The following is a 16,697-nucleotide window of genomic DNA, read 5'->3' on the forward strand; positions in this document are numbered from 1 at the left end:
TATATCAATAGTTTACCGTTCGTGCTGAGCCCGTCGAAGCGCAAAAGCCAGGTTTTTCGAAGTTCCTCAAGGTAGATAGCTACTTTAACTTTATTTAGCGCTTAATAAAGCTCTAATTTTTCCATCTAATTGTTCGGGAGCCACGCTACTCTCAAAAGCGGTAATGGTTGAAGCATTCTTACTGATAAGATATTTGGAAAAATTCCATTGTGGTGCTTGACCAGTGGCTTTATACAGTTTGCGAAAAAATATATTGGCATCAGAACCTTTAATGACGCTTTTTTCCATCATTGGAAAAGTAACTCCATAATTAATGAAACAGACTTTAGCGATTTTTTCAGAATTTTCAAATTCCTGATTAAAATCATTGGACGGAAAACCGACAATCACTAGGCCCTGATTTTTATACTTTTGATACAGAGCTTCCAGACCTTTAAATTGCGGCGTATACGCACAGCTGCTGGCGGTATTAACCGCGAGAATTACTTTACCTACAAAAGCCTGACAAAAATCGATTTGTTCATTTGATCTTAATTTGGTCATTTTGTAATTGAGCAAATCAGGGCAAGACTCTGACCAAGCTGGCGAGATTGATAATAAGTAGATACTTATCATTAAAGCTAAAGTTTTCATTTTTACGCCTTAAAAGGAATTTATGACGTTTAGCTTACCAGGACGTGATGAAAGTCAATTGCCTTCCCTGTTTTATTACGCGGTTTTGTTTCGGCAAGAATGTTTATGGTTAAAAACTCGATAGTAAAAGTCTGCGTGTTAGCTCACTCTATTTTTTCAAGTGCTGTTGGTTTAGCTTTGAATAACTCCGCAATTATTTCAAGTTGCATAGCAAATTGAGGTATTGCCGGAATTTTCCAGGCTTTGCCTGTAATACGGGATAATAGATTATTTAGCCAGGGGCGATCCGATTTTGCATGGTGAATGATAAATCGATAGGATTCTCCATCGTTAAAAATAGCAAAATCTTCCAGACATACCTCAATCGTATCTGCTTCACCATATAGCCGGGTTTCTACGTAAATTTTTCGTGCGTCTACGTCAAAATTAAATTTGGTTAATTCTGCAATACCTTTCAGGATAAGATTGGAGACCCAGACAATTAACATATTTGGGGTCAGTTTTATGGCTATTTTTACCAGTGACGATTTTATGCTCATTTTGCCCTTTCAGTGATACTAATATATTTGGATGTATGTTACAGCATGCATATAAAAAATCTTAGCTTTGCATTGCTTTAAAATTGTATATCCGCAATATCAAGATTAAAAATGCGTAATTGGTCGATGTTTCGTTGGATATTGCTCAGTTTTTTCAAACACTAACTTGGATTTTAGTCGATTTATTCTTGTAGTTGTGTGAAATTAAATAACATGTAAGTACTTGGCTACATGTCAGTCTGAAATGCTACTGCCAGATTGCTTAGACGCTACTCACTTATCTGGAGTCAGTTGAATATTTATACTGTTGCCATTTTTGGACTATTAGGTTGAAACACCCTAAATTCACTGCTTTTAAGTCACTAAATGGTTTAAATAAACCAATTTGATATTAGTGTAATGTGTGTTTGTTTTTAACTTAATGATTTAGATGAATAATGTAGTTTTGGTTCGGTTTATGCTGATATTGATTTGTCTAAACAATTTCAGCCATAAGGAGGCCGTATGTTCAGGTACATAAAAATAGTAATCATCGCTAGTATGTTCTTTTCATCCTCGGTATTTGCAGAGGGTTGGGAGCATCATCACCATCATTATCACGGCTACGAAAATGGTTACCGTAATGGATATGGTAATGGATATAGTTATAACCCTTATTTTGCAAGGGAGTATATCTCTCCTCCAGTAGTCATTGCTCCTCAACCTTATTTCATACAACCCCAAGTAAATTCTGGCTATATGCCGCCAATTTACGGCCAGTATAGAGGTCGATGGTAAGTTATGAAAATTAACCGTAGCAGGAGGTTATTCATCAGCTGTATGTTTCTACAAGGTTTGGGCCAGCCTTACGTAACTTATCGTAATGGAATTCTCTCCTGTGTTGTTCGTTCGAGTATTGAACTTTGGTAATGGTGATTTTAGAAGATGTTGTCGTTAACTTAACTGTTTTATTGTTTAATAATTGGAAATAATGCATGTTACTTTTGAGCTATTGAATTTATTTTTTATGGGATTATAGTAAAGACATGTTTAACAAAGAGAAAAATCATGAACGACTTTCAAAAAGATGTACTCAATGGCTTGGCATTTATTACGGGTGTTATTGGCTTTATGAGTGGTGAGTTTATTATTTCTAGTGCTCTTTTCGCAGCTACAACAGTGGCCAGCAATGTCAATACTAACCGTAAACAACGATACGATAAAAATGATACTACGCTACGGATGTAAATCCGTGGCGCTTCATTGATTTGTCATCAAGTGTATCCTTGAGCACTGTCCAAAAAGATAAAGGGTTATCTTAAAACTTTAGGTGTATGGGGTGTTATCTAAGCAGTTTTTGAGGATATCGCTTTATTCCGATCTCTTTTTTGCAGTCCGAAAATAGCGGTTTCAAAAAACTAAACCTAGTGGCTACTTTTGTCTAGGGAATCCTGCAAAAAAATATTAAAATTCCGTTGCTGTATAGTAATTAGTTAAAAGCCTAGTATTTTTATGATTAAGCTTTCCTGCATTATGGAGGGAGGCTAGCGATTTAACTATCGGTCGCTTTTTAAGGGTTCAGTTGGCGCATTTTTCTCAAAAGTCTTGATAGAATACCTAGCATTTAATTGCAATTACATGATAATTAGTTTATACAACATGCAAATCATAAATGTATCAACTACAATTACTAATTTTACATAAAATTTGTAGTTGTTTATTGTTAGGGTTAATCAGGCTATTTTTCAGTTTGGTTATGAAATGAGAATAAAATGTCGATTTTGTCCATGCAAAAGTTTGTAGATTGGAAACACCTGCCGTGGGCAACGTTGCTTCTTATCGTCTTAAATTTAGCTGTTTTTCAGTTTAGCCATAGCTTAGACACTAAACAATATCAGAAGGCCACTGATTTCTATTGGACATCTCCTTTGTCTAGCATAGAACTGCCAAAGTATCTAGAGAGTTTGCAGCAGCGTGGAGATAGTCAAAAACTAGAAAAATTAAAGCAATTACTTAATAATCCCAATCAATCGCCAGAGTACAAAGAATCACTTAATCAATTTGTTATGTCCATGAATTACGATCAGTCTTTTATGGAACCTCTTCGGGCAGAGAAGCTTATTCTGCCTGAAAATCAACGCTTTTCTGTTTGGCGCAAAGCGCGTTCAGTTTTTGATGAGCTTTTTCTAAAAACAGTCACAAATCAGTATGGGTTTACTCCGGTCAGCCCCAATGCTAGTGGTCTTTTTGCTCATCTGTTTTTACATAATGATACTAAATATTTGATTGGCAACATGGTCCTTTTATTTTTAATTGGCTTTGCCTTGGAAAAATCGCTTGGTTGTGTACGCTATTTTTGTGCTTATATATTCACAGGTGTTGGCGCGGCCGGTTGTTTTTGGTTGGCCGATCAGCATAGCATTATTCCTTTACTAGGTGCGTCTTCTGCTATTGCTGGTTTGATTGGCGTTTGTATAGGGATATTTGGTATTCAAAAAATTCCATTTTTGTGTTTTTCTGGAGTTCGCGCTCCATTATTGATTATGTTAGTTTGGATGACAAACGTCTACTACCATTTTACTTATGAGCAAGGTAAATATCATACATTTTTAGCTGATATTAGTGGTTTTGTATTAGGCGTTGCAATCGGTCTAGTAATCAAAAATTTGTTCACACATACACTTAATCTGGGTTTTCTAGATAATAAAGTAAAGTATAAAAATAAAGAATTGCGTTACAATCAAGCTTTAACTGCATTAAATCAACTTGATTTGGCCCATGCTCAAGCATTATTCTTTGATTTATATAGGGATTTTCCTGATGATAAAGAAATTCTCCAGCAGTATTACAAAGTTTGTAGGTATTCGCAACAATCAGTCGAATATCGTAACTTGGTCAGAAAAATACTCTCTTCTAGCGATGAAGATAGCTGTAGCTCAAGGTTATTAAGGGAGGCATTTGCAGATTATTACATGCGTCCTGAAGAGTTTGATGTGTCTCCATCTGTGCTTATAAAGCTCGCAATACGTTTTTGTCGGGTTGGTTATCTGGCTGATGCAGAAAATATTGTAAACATGTTAATGACATGTGATTATCGACAGCGTAAAGGATTAGATAATGCTATGCTGGTATTGGCTAACGTCTGGCTGAAAAAAGGCAATTTGGCTAAATCTCAAGGCTTTCATCAAATGGTGTTGTTACATTATCCTCGTGGTGAGGCTGCACGCTATTTAAAACAACAGATGGATTCTGATGGGAAATTATCCTCAAATTATGCTGATTTGTAGTGAATAAAAAAATCGGTTGATTTGTGCCGATTTATTAAATTATAAAAATCACTATGCCCTGCAACGCACAATGCACCTATAGACAGAGTTGGTTATTTGATCATTAGTACGTGCTAATTTGTAACTGAGTAGTTAATAAATACTAATGTCATTTGTAACTATGAATAGTAAGTTAACTGTAAGCAATTCATTGATGTATAAATATAAATTTAATTTATATTGCTAAAGTTAGCTTGGTCGAAAGATATTGGGAACAATGGATAATGCACTTGATTTTCTTGATTCATGACTTTAGCATTGCCGAGAGTTTAAAAATCTGGGAAACTGCTCATTGATATTTACAAATCCTGTCAGTTATGAATACCACACTAACTAAAATATGATAAAGGTGTTACTGGTTGACGATCACGAGCTAGTACGTAGCGGCATTGAAGCTTTGCTAAATGCTATGGATGACATTACTGTAATTGCTGCTTGTGACTGCGGTGAGCAGGCACTTGAGTTGATTGATAAAAATCCGCCTGATGTCATTTTGATGGACATCAATATGCCAGGGATGGGAGGGCTTGAGGCTTGTCGGCGTATCCTGAATACATTGCCAGAAATTAAGCTAATTGGTTTGTCAGCGTATGATAATGGTCAAGTTCCTAGGCAATTGCTAAGGCTCGGTGTGGAAGGATTTGTTTCTAAAGGTTCACCAGTCATTGAGATGGTGGACGCTATAAGAGCCGTAATGTCAGGTAAGCGACATATTAGGTCAGAATCTATTCAGGCCAGTGAAAATTCTATCTTTGCTAAACTTTCCCAGCGAGAATTAGAAGTGGCGGGTTTAATTTTGCAAGGTAAAAGTATTCCCGACATGGCAGATACTCTGCAAATAAATGCCAAAACAGTCAATACTTATCGCTATAGATTATACGAGAAATTAAATATAAAAAATGATGTGGAATTAATGCATCTGGCGGTAAAGTTTAATATTTTAAATAGCGAAATACTCAACTAAAGTCTATAACATACGCATTTGGCTTAATCTAACAAAGTAATCTGCAATTCACATCTTAAGTTTATTTCAATGTAATCAGATACATTAAAGATGATTAGGCAATTAATTGTTGTGCTTTACTAAAAGCATCACGAAAATCAATTAATAACGGCGTATTTGTGTCTAACATAGATTTTAACAATTCATGCTGTAACTGATATTTTACATTACCTACAGCTAAAGCCCCAATACCTATCGCTTGTTTAGCTTGGGTGGCATGAATCAGGGGCAATGCAAAATCATTTACCCCTAAACCTTCAATACCCGCAGGTGGTACAGCATTAACATCGCCTGCTACTTTTAATTGTTTTGCTTGGGCTAACACGTGAGAAGACAATACTCTAATACCCGCTTTTGCAGTACAAAATACAATATCAGCATCTTCGATTAATGCAATTTTTTCAATATCGTTACGTGCAATTGCACCCGTCAATTTAGTCGAAAAACGTCTGCTATATTGCTTGGCGGCGTCATTGGCGTTATCAATTGATAAATGATCCACCAACACCGTGTCAGCACCCTGCAAAGAGGCTATGATTCCGGTTGCTATACCCACAGGACCGGTTCCACCAAACACTAAAGTTTTGCATTCTCGTAATGTTTTCCCATGATGTTCTTTCAAGGCTTTTTCTACACAGGCTACTAAGGCCGCCGCCGTAGTATATGCGCCACTTGGATCAGCAAAAACAGACACTTGAAAAGGGGGAACCATGGCTGGTTGGCAGGCTTGTAACATATCAATTGCCAAGCCTATATCTCGTCCACCAATAAAAATACCGGTCTTTTTAATGCCCGACGGGCTGCGAGAAAAAATGACATCCTGAGTTAATGTAAGGATGTTATCTAGTTTAACATTTGAATAAGGCATCAGTACATCAAAACCAGCATCTAGAGCCATATTAATGTCAAACGGGCTATTGTTCGGCATTGGATCAAACATGTGAAGTATGCTACGTTTTGACATTTTTATTTTTACCTTAGGTAACTGAAAATTTTGGGCTTGTAAATTCAAACGCCATCCGGCAGAAAATTTAAATTACGAGTAATTGGTTTATCTCAAATTTGATCTGAATGGCACATACCTAATCATATAATCCATATGTTATAAAGCGGACGCGGCTTACGTGGATCGAGTTAGATCGTTACCGGTAACCCAATAATAGATGCTGTAATCTATTACTAAGCCGACATGTTAGGTTAAAGCTTGCGCCTAACCCAACCGACTAAGTAAGTGTCATTCAAATCTGACCTCATTTAGGTCTAATTATAGATAAAGAATTTAATTAGTAGATTTAATAAACTCTCTAGCTACTTCAAACGCATGTTCAAAATGCAAGAACAAGGGTTGATCGCTTTCCAGCATACGTTTCAAAAGTCGGCTCTGTGCCTGATATTTAATATTGCCTATCGCTAATGCGCCAATGCCTACGGCACCGCTTATTGAGCCTGCCAACGGTTTACCATTATCAAATGCATCCAGTCCAGCAATACCTGAAGGTGGTACAGCATTTACATCCGCAGCCACTTTAAGCTGGGGAGCCTGTGCAATCAAATCAGCCCCTAATAGTTCGATGCCTGCCGCACCCGTTGCAAATACCACGTCAGCAGTTTTCATATATTCTGCCTTGTCTGCGTCTGCGCCTGCAAATACTTTTATTTTACCATCACCAAATTCTTCGGTACAAAGCTCCGCTGTACGCTGAGCTTTATCCAGTTGTCTACCAATGATGGTTACCTTCGCGCCTGCTTGGGCAGCGATTACCGCAGCCGCTTGACCTACAGGGCCTGTGCCGCCCAATGCTAGAACATTTTTACCTACCAAGGTGGTCTGGAATTTTTCTGCCAATTCTCTTTCAACTGCGGCAACCATGCCGGCAGCGGTGGTAAATGCGCCGCTAGGGTCTGCGAAAACGGAAACTTCAAAAGGAGGTACCATAGAGTTTTTGGCCATTTTCAGCATATCTAATGCTTGTTTGGTTTCTCTGCCACCGATAAAAATCGCGGTACGTAATAAACCTTTTGGACTACGTGAAAAGATAGCATCTTGCACTAATCCACGCACTTCGCTTGGTTCCACATTGATGTATGGCACTGCTGAAATCCAGCCTGCATCCATCGCCATATTGACGTCGAATGGGCTTAAGTTCTTTGCTGTTGTCAGCATGTGTAAAATAAAGGGTTTTTCCATGAGGGCCTCTTGAAATAATATTAGCCGATCAGTATAAAATAAAAGGCATTCTAATAACAATTTTAGCGATGCCTAACATTTTTTTATTTCAAATTCGCAGGCACATGCGGTTCAATTGCATGATACATGAGCTGATGCATTCTTGGGTTTCCTGCAATGATATTACCAGACTGTAAATATTTGTCATTGAAGGAAAAATCAGTGACAACACCGCCCGCTTCTTGTACTAGTAATACGCCCGCAGCAATATCCCATTCTTTAACACCTATTTCCCAATAGGCATCCAGACGCCCGCAAGCAACATAAGCCACATCTAGGGCTGCTGCGCCAGCACGCCTGATACCAGCAGAATCCGCAGAAACTGAGCGAAACATCGCTAAGTATGGCTCAATATTTTCCATGGTTTTGAAAGGAAATCCGGTGCCAATTAATGCGCCGCGCATACTATTATGTTTAGCGACGCGTATCTTGCGATTATTTAACATAGCACCACCGCCGCGTTCGGCAGTAAACAGTTCATCACGACAAGGGTCGTAGATAACGGCTAATTCAAGCTTGTTTTTGTGCTTAAGCGCAATAGATACCGCATATTGGGGGAAACCATGCAGAAAATTGGTCGTTCCATCCAGAGGATCGATAATCCACACATAGTCATTTCCCTTATGTTCGCCGCTTTCTTCAGCAAGTACACCATGATCGGGAAAAGAGGCGCGGATATGTTTAATAATTTCCTGCTCGGCCATACGGTCAACTTCTGAGGCATAATCATTTCTGCCTTTTTGGTCGATAGTGAGTTTCTCAATATTTTGAGAGGAGCGTTGAATCAGGTCGCCGGCATTCCGTGCAGCACGGACGGCTATGTTTAGCATTGGATGCATAGATCAAATTGGTAATGAGCAGTTAGAAAACCCTGATAGGATAACAAATCTTTTGTTAAAATCCTGATTTTTTAGCTATTGAGGTTACCTTGCTAACAAATTTTAAAATTGTTTTGGTCGAAACCTCGCATCCTGGCAACATTGGCGCCGTGGCTAGAGCAATGAAAAACATGCAAATGTACCCATTGCGTCTAGTACAACCTAAGTTTTTTCCTCATGCTGATGCTACTTCGCGAGCCTCCGGTGCTGACGATATCCTTAAAAATGCTGCTGTCTATACAAATCTGCCAGAAGCGATTGCCGATTGCCAAATTGTGCTGGGTGCAAGTGCCAGAGATAGAACCATTAGCTGGCCAGCTGTAACAGCACGTCAATGTGCTGAAAAATGGGCTAGTCCGATAGATCCCTCTTTGAATATTGCTATAGTGTTCGGCAGGGAAAATTCGGGGCTTAAAAATCATGAATTAGATTTGTGTGACTATTTGTTGCGCATTCCATGTAATTCAGAATACAGCTCATTAAACATTGCTGCTGCCGTGCAAGTCGTCTGCTATGAACTTTTTGTGGCAACCCACCAGGAACAAAGTAACCCAAAAGTGGGTGATCATGACCAGGCCCCCTTAGCCAGCAGCGCGCAAATGGAGGCTTTTTACCAACATTTACAAGAAACCATTACTGATATTGGCTTTTTGCATCCAGAGCGCGCTAAATCAATCATGCGTCGCTTACGCCGCATTTATAACCGTACACAATTGGACACTAAAGAGTTGGATATTTTAAGAGGTATTTTACGTTTCTCGCAAAATCACAATGCGGAGTGAAAAACAGGGTTACTTTTAAAGTCTAGATACAAGCCCAAAATACGGGTATCCTGTTTCGATTTGATCGGAGGCTGAAAGGTAAAGATCGGCCATGAGCAGATTAACGAACATAATGATTAAATGACTGATTAAATAAATTGATACGATAAACATCGTAGCCTCGGTTAGCGAAGTGTAACCGAGAGCAAAATGCTCCGTTATACCAAAGCTACTTTTCATTTTTGAAGGGAAAAAAGAAGTTGTAATTAACCCTTTTAACCGCTTATTTGACGAAGATTTTAGTCGATCTTGCAAGTCTTTTTCCTGAGCTTGCTGCTTTTTGAGGCGCTCAATTTTCTTTATCGTCAACCAAGCTATCAAGGCTGTTTTTGTCATTGGAGCGTCTTGTGAGGCTAATTGTTGTTGATAATCTGCAATTTTTTTATCCAGTTCCGCCAGATGTTTCTCAGTGATTTTGGTCGTATAAATACTATCTTTGCTGGTGTCGGCTTTAAAAAAACTACCGTCAATGGCAATTTCATCCACCTCAAACAGATTGAGTTATTGGCAAAGTAGAATGAAGTCATTTTTCAAATCATTCTTTACAAGTAAACAAACCTTATTCTATTATATAGATAATATCGGTAGTTAACTTTGTTTCTCTTAAGTTGATGCATATGGGGCGAAAAATAATTAGCCTTGGATATTCGATGGCTGAACTATTACTTACTGCGAAGGTTTTAAACCTAGCAACGGCTTTCACCCTCAAAAGCTGACAGTTTAGCAATAAAACCCAACCATTCAGATAATGCCAGTAGTTATTGGTTTTGAGTTAACGATAATAAATACTATTCACTTAGTTTATCAGCTAGCTCATTATTAGAACCAGAGAGTAGTAAAAAGCAGTAGGCCCCATATTTTTCGCATAGAAAGTCTACTCAATAACGTAGGCACATGCGGCAGGTAGTGGTAGATGTAGCGGATTCATTACTTCATGATTAATATGTTGAATACTATTTGTTTGCGATTGCTCTTGGTTATGTTTCTGATTGTTATAAGCGGTTGCACTGTTAATTCGTATCAAGGTGTAACGCGACCAGATAGTGAAGTGGCAACCGTTATATTAAAGAAACCGATTGTTGCGATGATTCCACTCTTCTGGGTATTTCCATTCAATATGTTGACCTGGCAATATGACGATTGGTATGAAACTTCTTGGTCTGATAAAGATATATTAATTAATTCAGAGTCTTTGAACCGCTTTAAAACGGTAAAAGTGCTTCCAGGTAAAAATTCAATCGAAAGTATTGTCACTCGACAGTTGGCCGATCAAACAGTGGGAGCCAGCAATTGCTCCAATGGCCCCTGTTCATGCACAAAAGACAAAGATAATAAAGAAAACTGCACATTCACTGAAAGTTGCTCAACACCCCATGAGATTACCGAACAAATTGAGCATTGTTTACTTTATTTCACAGCAGTTGCAGGCACAACTTATCAGGTTTTTATCCATAATGGTCAATTAACTCTAAGCAATTTTGAGCAAAATAAGGCGGAAATTGCGAATTGCGTTTTAGGAGATGTTTATAAGAGGCAAACTTATGAATCTACGAGTAATACCTTAAGTTGCAGTAAATAATTTTTTAAATTCACTACTCACCTCTTCTGTTCAAAAGCTGTCCATAGTAGCTTTCTGTGCCCAGATTGCAGCTAGATGGGTTGCCTTCCAAGATGTTAGTTGCGAGCAGGACGTATGCCCTGTGTTCTCTGGCCGCAACCTCGGTACAGAAAGCGGGATAACTGATAAGGGAGTGAGTACTTACCATCATGATTTATTTTTCGAAAGTGAGTAATGAATGCTATGTATTTAGTAATTATATATTTAGTAATTATATTTTTTGTAATTGTAATGTTTATGTCGTCAAGACGATGTCCAGCGTGTGGTAAATCTACGACCTTTAAAAAATCGGGTAAGCCACGGCAATCCGCAAAATCCGTTTATTCCATGGAATATTTTTATAGCTGCGGACATTGTGGATATTCAGCATGGTTGCCTAAGCATCATCAGTGGACGGGAGGTTCCGAAGGTGGTGGAGGTGGAGGTGGAGCTGGAGATGGCGGGTGTGGAGGTGATGGGGGGTGTTAATCGTTTCTGCTAAGCATTAACACCACAGGGCCACTCCAAAAGTCAAAAGGATCAGGCCTTTCCATGACGTATTTTTACGTGAATATACAAATTCGGCATATTCAGAACGAATAACATAAATAGTTATTAAAGGTTAAATGTGTTATGCAAAGACACTGCACCGTTCGCTGCGAAATATGATTGGGTTATATACGTAGATATTTATTCAACGCCATGATTATAAATGGTTTTAAAAAATGACAAGGGTTTGGCGTTAGAATCACTTTGCGCGCTAGCTGTTTTTCGCTTAAGCTAGCTATAAAAGCCATCTGGGTCTTCAAGCGTTCTTACTTAATGCCCATCGAATACTGACGACTTGGAGGTCGAATGAAACAAATCATCCTGCTGCTTTGTGCAGGTACTTTTCTCTCGGAAGCAATGGCAACACCGCATAACTCGGTCGAGATTTACGAGCAAGTACAACGGTCAGTGATGGTTTTTGAAGCATTGGACGATGCGAATAAACCGTTGAAAGCATTAACAGCCGTTGCTGTTGCGAGCGATAAAGTCGTTACGGTGTGCGATGAACTCAACGGTAAGCTTCAATTCCGGATCGTCACGAATAGTAAATCGTTTCTGGCAACAATTTTGGCCAGAGATAGCCAACGGCATTTGTGCTTGTTGTCGGTGCCTGATGCCCAGTTGACTAAAATTGTTAGCGCTGACGCCAATCAATCCTTGCAATCTGGAGCTAGGGTTTATGCGCTTTCCAATGCGTTGGGGTTGGGTGTCGGCATCTCTGAAGGGGTGGTTTCGGGTATTCGTCCACAATTAGGTGTCGATTTTATTCAATTTTCCGCGCCGGTTTCGCCGGGGTCCGACGGAGGAGCCTTGGTCGATACCGAAGGGCGTTTGTTGGGCATAATTACCTATAGACACCGCGATGGGCAGAATGTGAATTTTGCCATTCCCGCCAAATGGCTGGCCGAGATTGAGCTACATGACAAGACTGACACAGCATACAAACAATTCCGGGAAACCGCCGAACAACTACAGAATCAGGAACAGTGGCAAAAGCTGGCTGAACACGCCGAACAATGGATCGGCGGGCATCAAAGCGATGTCGATGCTTGGCGTTGGTCCGTAATGGCAGCGGAAAAGAATAACAACCTTGATAGTGAAGAAACTGCCTGGCGTAAGTTGTACCAACTGGAACCAGCGTCGTCGACCGCCGGCGCAGGATTGCTCAGAGTAAAGTTAAAACGTAATCAAAGTACAGAGGCGCTGCAATTGGCGCGCGAATTACTATCGTTGCACCAGGAAGATGCCGAAATTTGGACTATCGTTGGTCAAACCGAGCAATCGGCAGGTACCGCAGCCAAAGCCGAAGAAGCCTATCGTAAGGCATTGTCTTTCAATCCTTGGCAACTAACTGCTTACCAGGGGTTAATCGGAATCGCAGAACAGCGAAATGATCGAGGTATGGTCACCCAATTATGGCAAAGCCTGTCGGCGCTAAACCCTGACGTGCCGGTCATCCAATTTAAGTTGGCCGAGGCCTATATCCGCGAAGGCCGGCCAGCCCGCGCCTACTCCCTCTTGGAAAAGCTCACCATCCCAGACGCTCAAAAACCCGATGCAGATTTTTGGAAAGGACAAACATTGATCGCACTTGGCAGACCTCTGGATGCAATCCAAGCCTTCGAAAAAAGTTTGCAGGGCAATCCTACGGCCAAAGCCTGGGCCTATGCTGCTTTGGGCAGCAGTTATTTTCAACTGCAGCGTTATTTGGAATCTATCCAAGCCTATCGGGAAGCGGTTCGGCTGGACCCCAACAATCCTGAATGGCAATATGGTCTAGCCTTATCGCTAAAAGACAGCTTTCGCGGTCAAGAAGCCTTGGAAATCGATGCTCAATTGCTAAAAAAATTTCCTAACGACCCCACGGTTTGGCGACAAAAAGGTTTTACCGAGGCAATTCTCGGACTAACTCAGGAAAGCATTAAGTCCTTGGAAAAATCCCTTGAAATTGAGCCTAAACAAGGAAAAGTATGGGCTGCTTTGATCGAAGAATACCACCGAGCAGGCCGTGATAAGGATGTTAGTAGTGCCTATGAAAAGCTACGCGGAGTCGACAGTGCCTATGCGGAGATGGCTTACCGATCGGCCATTTTACCCTTCGAGGAGCATCAGCCATGAGCAGACTGAAGCAGGCTTTATCCATTTTCCTCTGTTTGTTGAGTTTACCGAGCTGCGAAACACGCGCCGAGTACGATGCTGAAGGCTTGTTTAAACACGTTTCGCCCTCAGTAGTGACTATCGTCACTTTCGATGAAAAAGGCCATCAAGAGGGCCAAGGTAGCGGCGTAGTGGTAAACAAAGACCACATTGTGACCAATTGCCATGTGGTACGAGAGGCTCATACTTTGAAAGTCAATACTGGCGATCATGAATATGCGGCGACCTGGACCCAGGCAGATCCAACCCGGGATATTTGCCTGCTCAGCGTGGAAGGCCTGCCGCCTATGTCTCCGCAGGAACTCAGAAAGCTCGATGATTTAAAAATTGGTGAAAGCGTTTACGCAGTTGGCAATCCACTTGGATTCGGACTTTCGGTCAATTCCGGCTTGGTTTCAAGTATCAGTCCCTATCATGATGAACAGGTGATTGTGGCCAGTGTGTCGTTATCGCCCGGTTCCAGCGGCGGCGGCCTATTCGATAACCGAGGCCGATTGCTGGGGATAACGACAGCGATACTTAGCGCCGGCCAAAACTTAAATCTTGTTCTTCCCGCAGATTGGATAATCGAATTGAATAAACGTGGCGTCTCCGCACCTCCCGTTACTGTGATTCCCGGACCTGAACCGCACTGGATGGAAGAAGCCCAGGCGCTGCAAGCTACAGCCAAACTATCGGAATTTGAAAAGCACGTTCATAACTGGCGAGCAGTGCAACCAGACTCTGCGATGGCTGCAGCCTATTTGGGTGTGGCATTGATCGCTCAGAATTCTGTCGAAGCGGAAGCGGCTTTACGAGACGCCGTGCGACTGGACGACAGAAACGAATATGCTTGGTTTGTACTCGCAAAATTGATGTATAGCCAAGGTCATAGAGACGAGGCGAAACAGATATTGCAAAAAGCCCAGCAGATATCGCCTACACAGGGAAACCTTTATACAACCAAGGCCTTGTGGTTGCTGGAAGACGGTAAACTTAAGGAGGCTTATAGCGCAGTTCAGGATGCGATACGCTTAGAACCGGGAGTAAGCGACCACTGGCGCGTACTTGGTGTGGTCACCGATAGATTGAACCATGCTGATGAATCGGCCAAAGCCTATCGGACAGCGCTAAGATTAAACCCCCTAGACGATAAACTAAAGCAGGCTTTATTGGATGTGCTGGCTCGCAACGGTAATTCCGATGCCGCCCACTTGGTGCTTGGCAAGGATGCCGACAACAATCCGTCCAGTGCCGGAACCTGGGTGTCTATGGGGTTTACTGAATTGAACCGTAAACACTACATCGATGCCGAAAAAGCTTTTAGAAAAGCGATTGAAATTGCGCCAGAAACCACCAATGCTTGGACCGGTTTAGGTAGCGTGTTGCAAAACACCAACCGTTTAAAGGAAGCCGAGCAGGCTTACGACAAGGCTTATACTCTAAGGCCTGACAATCCGAGCATCGTTGCAGAGATACTGACGAATCGTGGCAATGCCAAAAGCAAATTAGGCGACAAACGGGCAGCGTTAGCAGATATAGAGGCGGCGGTTAAAATCGACCCAACTTATATCAATGCCTATCGGTCTCTCGGTATTTTGAAGGTTGAGGTTCGCGACCATCGTGCGGTTGTTGATGCTTTCAGAAAAGTAGTTGTATCTGACATCGCTGGCTCTGATGATTGGGCGACATTGGGTGAATCTTTAGATCTAACAGGGGAAAAAAAAGCAGCACTTGAAGCCTTGGAAAAATCCGAAAAATTAGATTCGAATAACCCGAAAACTTTACTAGCTCTAGCGGGATATTACGGCCGTAATGGCGATTTACAGAAAGCTTTGACATATATTGATCGGGCATTAAAAATCGATTCGTCGGTCGCTGTCAACTGGAGCAATAAGGGGTACGCTTTGTTAAAGCTTGGTCGCTTGTCGGAGGCGGTTAGTGCGCTAGAAACTGCAACCAATCTTGATCCGCAATTCGCCAATGCCTGGATCAATTTGGGTGAGGCGCAAATGCGTAGCAATAATCTGGGCAAGGCGATACAGTCCCTGGAGATAGCGCTTAAACTGGCACCCGGCGCGCTCGATGCTCGCTTATTCTTAGCGCAATCATATTTGGGATCTAAGCAGTCGGAAAATGCCAGAACCCACGCCAATGTAGTATTGAAAGCCCAACCGGAGTTGCCACAAGCTTTGGCGATTTTGACTTTGGCTGATTTGATGGATAACAATAGTGTAGCCGCATTGACTAACTATCGAAAAATCCAAGCCAGGAGTCCTCAAATGGCTCAGTCAGTCAAAGCGATGGCTGTTTCTCAACGGTTGACTGGAGCTCAAGTTTTGCCTGATTAAATCAGTGCCGTTCCAAAACCACTGTGGATGACTTGAACTGGGAGCCTGATGGTGTAACTGTCCAAGTCCGGCTGTGTGTCCAGCGAAGGCTGGTATGTTCAGCAGGAGTAAGTCCTGTCGGGGTAATAGTCAAAGCCCCGTAGCTTGGATAGCAGGGTGGCGGGAAACCAAGACCTTGAAGCCTATCGACTAGTGTTTCCTAGGGAAATGCGCGAGTCAACGGGCCGTAACGAAAGTAAACGTAAAAGTGGCCTCGAAAGTGAGTAAGCCCGAAGGTCGAGCCTGCAACCGTAGGGCGAAGACAGCATGACTGGTTGAAACTGACTGATACAGCCAGACCACTTCGGCGGGGTAGAAGCGACGGCACGTTGGCAAGGACATACTAAGCAACTGGAGAAGCCCTCCTCATCCCTGTGCGAAATGGCAGGAGCAAGGTAAGTCTTATAACCGGAGAACCCGGAAAATGGACTGAAGGTGAGAGGGTGGCGGATGGGTCTGTAGTAGTGATGATTCCGGGTAACGCCGGTGGAGCGAAGAGGCCCTGCTGTTTGTAATTCTTCTAACAATATAAGAGGCGGCGAGATGATAAAGGCGTCCAGTAATTTGCAGGACTTGAGACGGAAGATATATATTAAGGCGAAGGCGGAACCGTCCTGGC

Annotated in this window: 15 protein-coding genes; 9 read left to right on the forward strand and 6 right to left on the reverse strand. The window is 41.7% G+C overall.

Going from position 1 to position 16,697, the window contains the following annotated elements:
* Window positions 1-90: 90 nt before the first annotated feature.
* Both ABH008_RS03120 and ABH008_RS03125 read right to left on the reverse strand, forming a co-directional pair.
* The gene (locus ABH008_RS03120) at window positions 91-633 is read right to left on the reverse strand and encodes a glutathione peroxidase (protein WP_347988413.1); all 543 of its coding nucleotides are present in this window, start codon (window positions 631-633) and stop codon (window positions 91-93) included.
* A 143-nt stretch (window positions 634-776) separates the two neighbouring features.
* Window positions 777-1,172: a hypothetical protein gene (locus tag ABH008_RS03125; protein WP_347988414.1), complete on the reverse strand. Its 396-nt coding sequence runs from the start codon at window positions 1,170-1,172 to the stop codon at window positions 777-779.
* Window positions 1,173-1,676: 504 nt separating this feature from the next.
* Between ABH008_RS03125 and ABH008_RS03130 the strand changes: the two genes are divergently transcribed.
* The 4 genes from ABH008_RS03130 (at window position 1,677) to ABH008_RS03145 (ending at window position 5,441) form a co-directional block, all read left to right on the forward strand.
* Window positions 1,677-1,949 carry a hypothetical protein gene (locus ABH008_RS03130; RefSeq protein WP_347988415.1) on the forward strand — a complete coding sequence of 91 codons (273 nt, stop codon included), beginning with the start codon at window positions 1,677-1,679 and terminating at the stop codon, window positions 1,947-1,949.
* A gap of 270 nt (window positions 1,950-2,219) precedes the next feature.
* Window positions 2,220-2,399 (forward strand): hypothetical protein, encoded by a 180-nt coding sequence (locus ABH008_RS03135; RefSeq protein ID WP_347988416.1) that lies wholly within the window; start codon window positions 2,220-2,222, stop codon window positions 2,397-2,399.
* Window positions 2,400-2,923: 524 nt separating this feature from the next.
* Window positions 2,924-4,438 (forward strand): rhomboid family intramembrane serine protease, encoded by a 1,515-nt coding sequence (locus ABH008_RS03140; RefSeq protein WP_347988417.1) that lies wholly within the window; start codon window positions 2,924-2,926, stop codon window positions 4,436-4,438.
* 379 nt (window positions 4,439-4,817) lie between these two features.
* Window positions 4,818-5,441 (forward strand): response regulator, encoded by a 624-nt coding sequence (locus ABH008_RS03145; RefSeq protein ID WP_347988418.1) that lies wholly within the window; start codon window positions 4,818-4,820, stop codon window positions 5,439-5,441.
* A 94-nt stretch (window positions 5,442-5,535) separates the two neighbouring features.
* Here ABH008_RS03145 and ABH008_RS03150 read toward each other — a convergent pair whose 3' ends face one another.
* From ABH008_RS03150 to ABH008_RS03160, 3 genes are all read right to left on the reverse strand, one after another.
* Entirely contained in the window at window positions 5,536-6,444 is a 909-nt protein-coding gene (locus tag ABH008_RS03150) for an NAD(P)-dependent methylenetetrahydromethanopterin dehydrogenase (protein WP_347988419.1), read from the reverse strand.
* A gap of 315 nt (window positions 6,445-6,759) precedes the next feature.
* Entirely contained in the window at window positions 6,760-7,668 is a 909-nt protein-coding gene (locus ABH008_RS03155; RefSeq protein WP_347988420.1) for an NAD(P)-dependent methylenetetrahydromethanopterin dehydrogenase, read from the reverse strand.
* 83 nt (window positions 7,669-7,751) lie between these two features.
* Window positions 7,752-8,546: an inositol monophosphatase family protein gene (locus ABH008_RS03160; protein ID WP_347988421.1), complete on the reverse strand. Its 795-nt coding sequence runs from the start codon at window positions 8,544-8,546 to the stop codon at window positions 7,752-7,754.
* A gap of 89 nt (window positions 8,547-8,635) precedes the next feature.
* Between ABH008_RS03160 and ABH008_RS03165 the strand changes: the two genes are divergently transcribed.
* The gene (locus ABH008_RS03165) at window positions 8,636-9,367 is read left to right on the forward strand and encodes an RNA methyltransferase (RefSeq protein WP_347988422.1); all 732 of its coding nucleotides are present in this window, start codon (window positions 8,636-8,638) and stop codon (window positions 9,365-9,367) included.
* A 15-nt stretch (window positions 9,368-9,382) separates the two neighbouring features.
* Here the strand turns inward: ABH008_RS03165 and ABH008_RS03170 are convergent, their stop codons facing one another.
* Window positions 9,383-9,892 (reverse strand): hypothetical protein, encoded by a 510-nt coding sequence (locus ABH008_RS03170; protein WP_347988423.1) that lies wholly within the window; start codon window positions 9,890-9,892, stop codon window positions 9,383-9,385.
* A gap of 448 nt (window positions 9,893-10,340) precedes the next feature.
* Between ABH008_RS03170 and ABH008_RS03175 the strand changes: the two genes are divergently transcribed.
* The 4 genes from ABH008_RS03175 (at window position 10,341) to ABH008_RS03190 (ending at window position 16,039) form a co-directional block, all read left to right on the forward strand.
* A complete protein-coding gene (locus tag ABH008_RS03175) occupies window positions 10,341-10,985 on the forward strand; it encodes a hypothetical protein (RefSeq protein ID WP_347988424.1) in 645 nt (214 codons plus the stop codon).
* A gap of 301 nt (window positions 10,986-11,286) precedes the next feature.
* Window positions 11,287-11,505, forward strand: coding sequence for a hypothetical protein (locus ABH008_RS03180; RefSeq protein WP_347988425.1), 219 nt, complete (start codon window positions 11,287-11,289; stop codon window positions 11,503-11,505).
* Between the two features lie 353 nt (window positions 11,506-11,858).
* A complete protein-coding gene (locus tag ABH008_RS03185) occupies window positions 11,859-13,670 on the forward strand; it encodes a tetratricopeptide repeat protein (RefSeq protein WP_347988426.1) in 1,812 nt (603 codons plus the stop codon).
* Window positions 13,667-16,039 carry a trypsin-like peptidase domain-containing protein gene (locus ABH008_RS03190; protein ID WP_347988427.1) on the forward strand — a complete coding sequence of 791 codons (2,373 nt, stop codon included), beginning with the start codon at window positions 13,667-13,669 and terminating at the stop codon, window positions 16,037-16,039. Before ABH008_RS03185 ends, ABH008_RS03190 begins: the two co-directional genes overlap by 4 nt.
* Window positions 16,040-16,697 lie beyond the last annotated feature (658 nt).

The sequence above is a fragment of the Methylomonas sp. AM2-LC genome (genome assembly GCF_039904985.1).
Taxonomy (GTDB): Bacteria; Pseudomonadota; Gammaproteobacteria; order Methylococcales; family Methylomonadaceae; genus Methylomonas.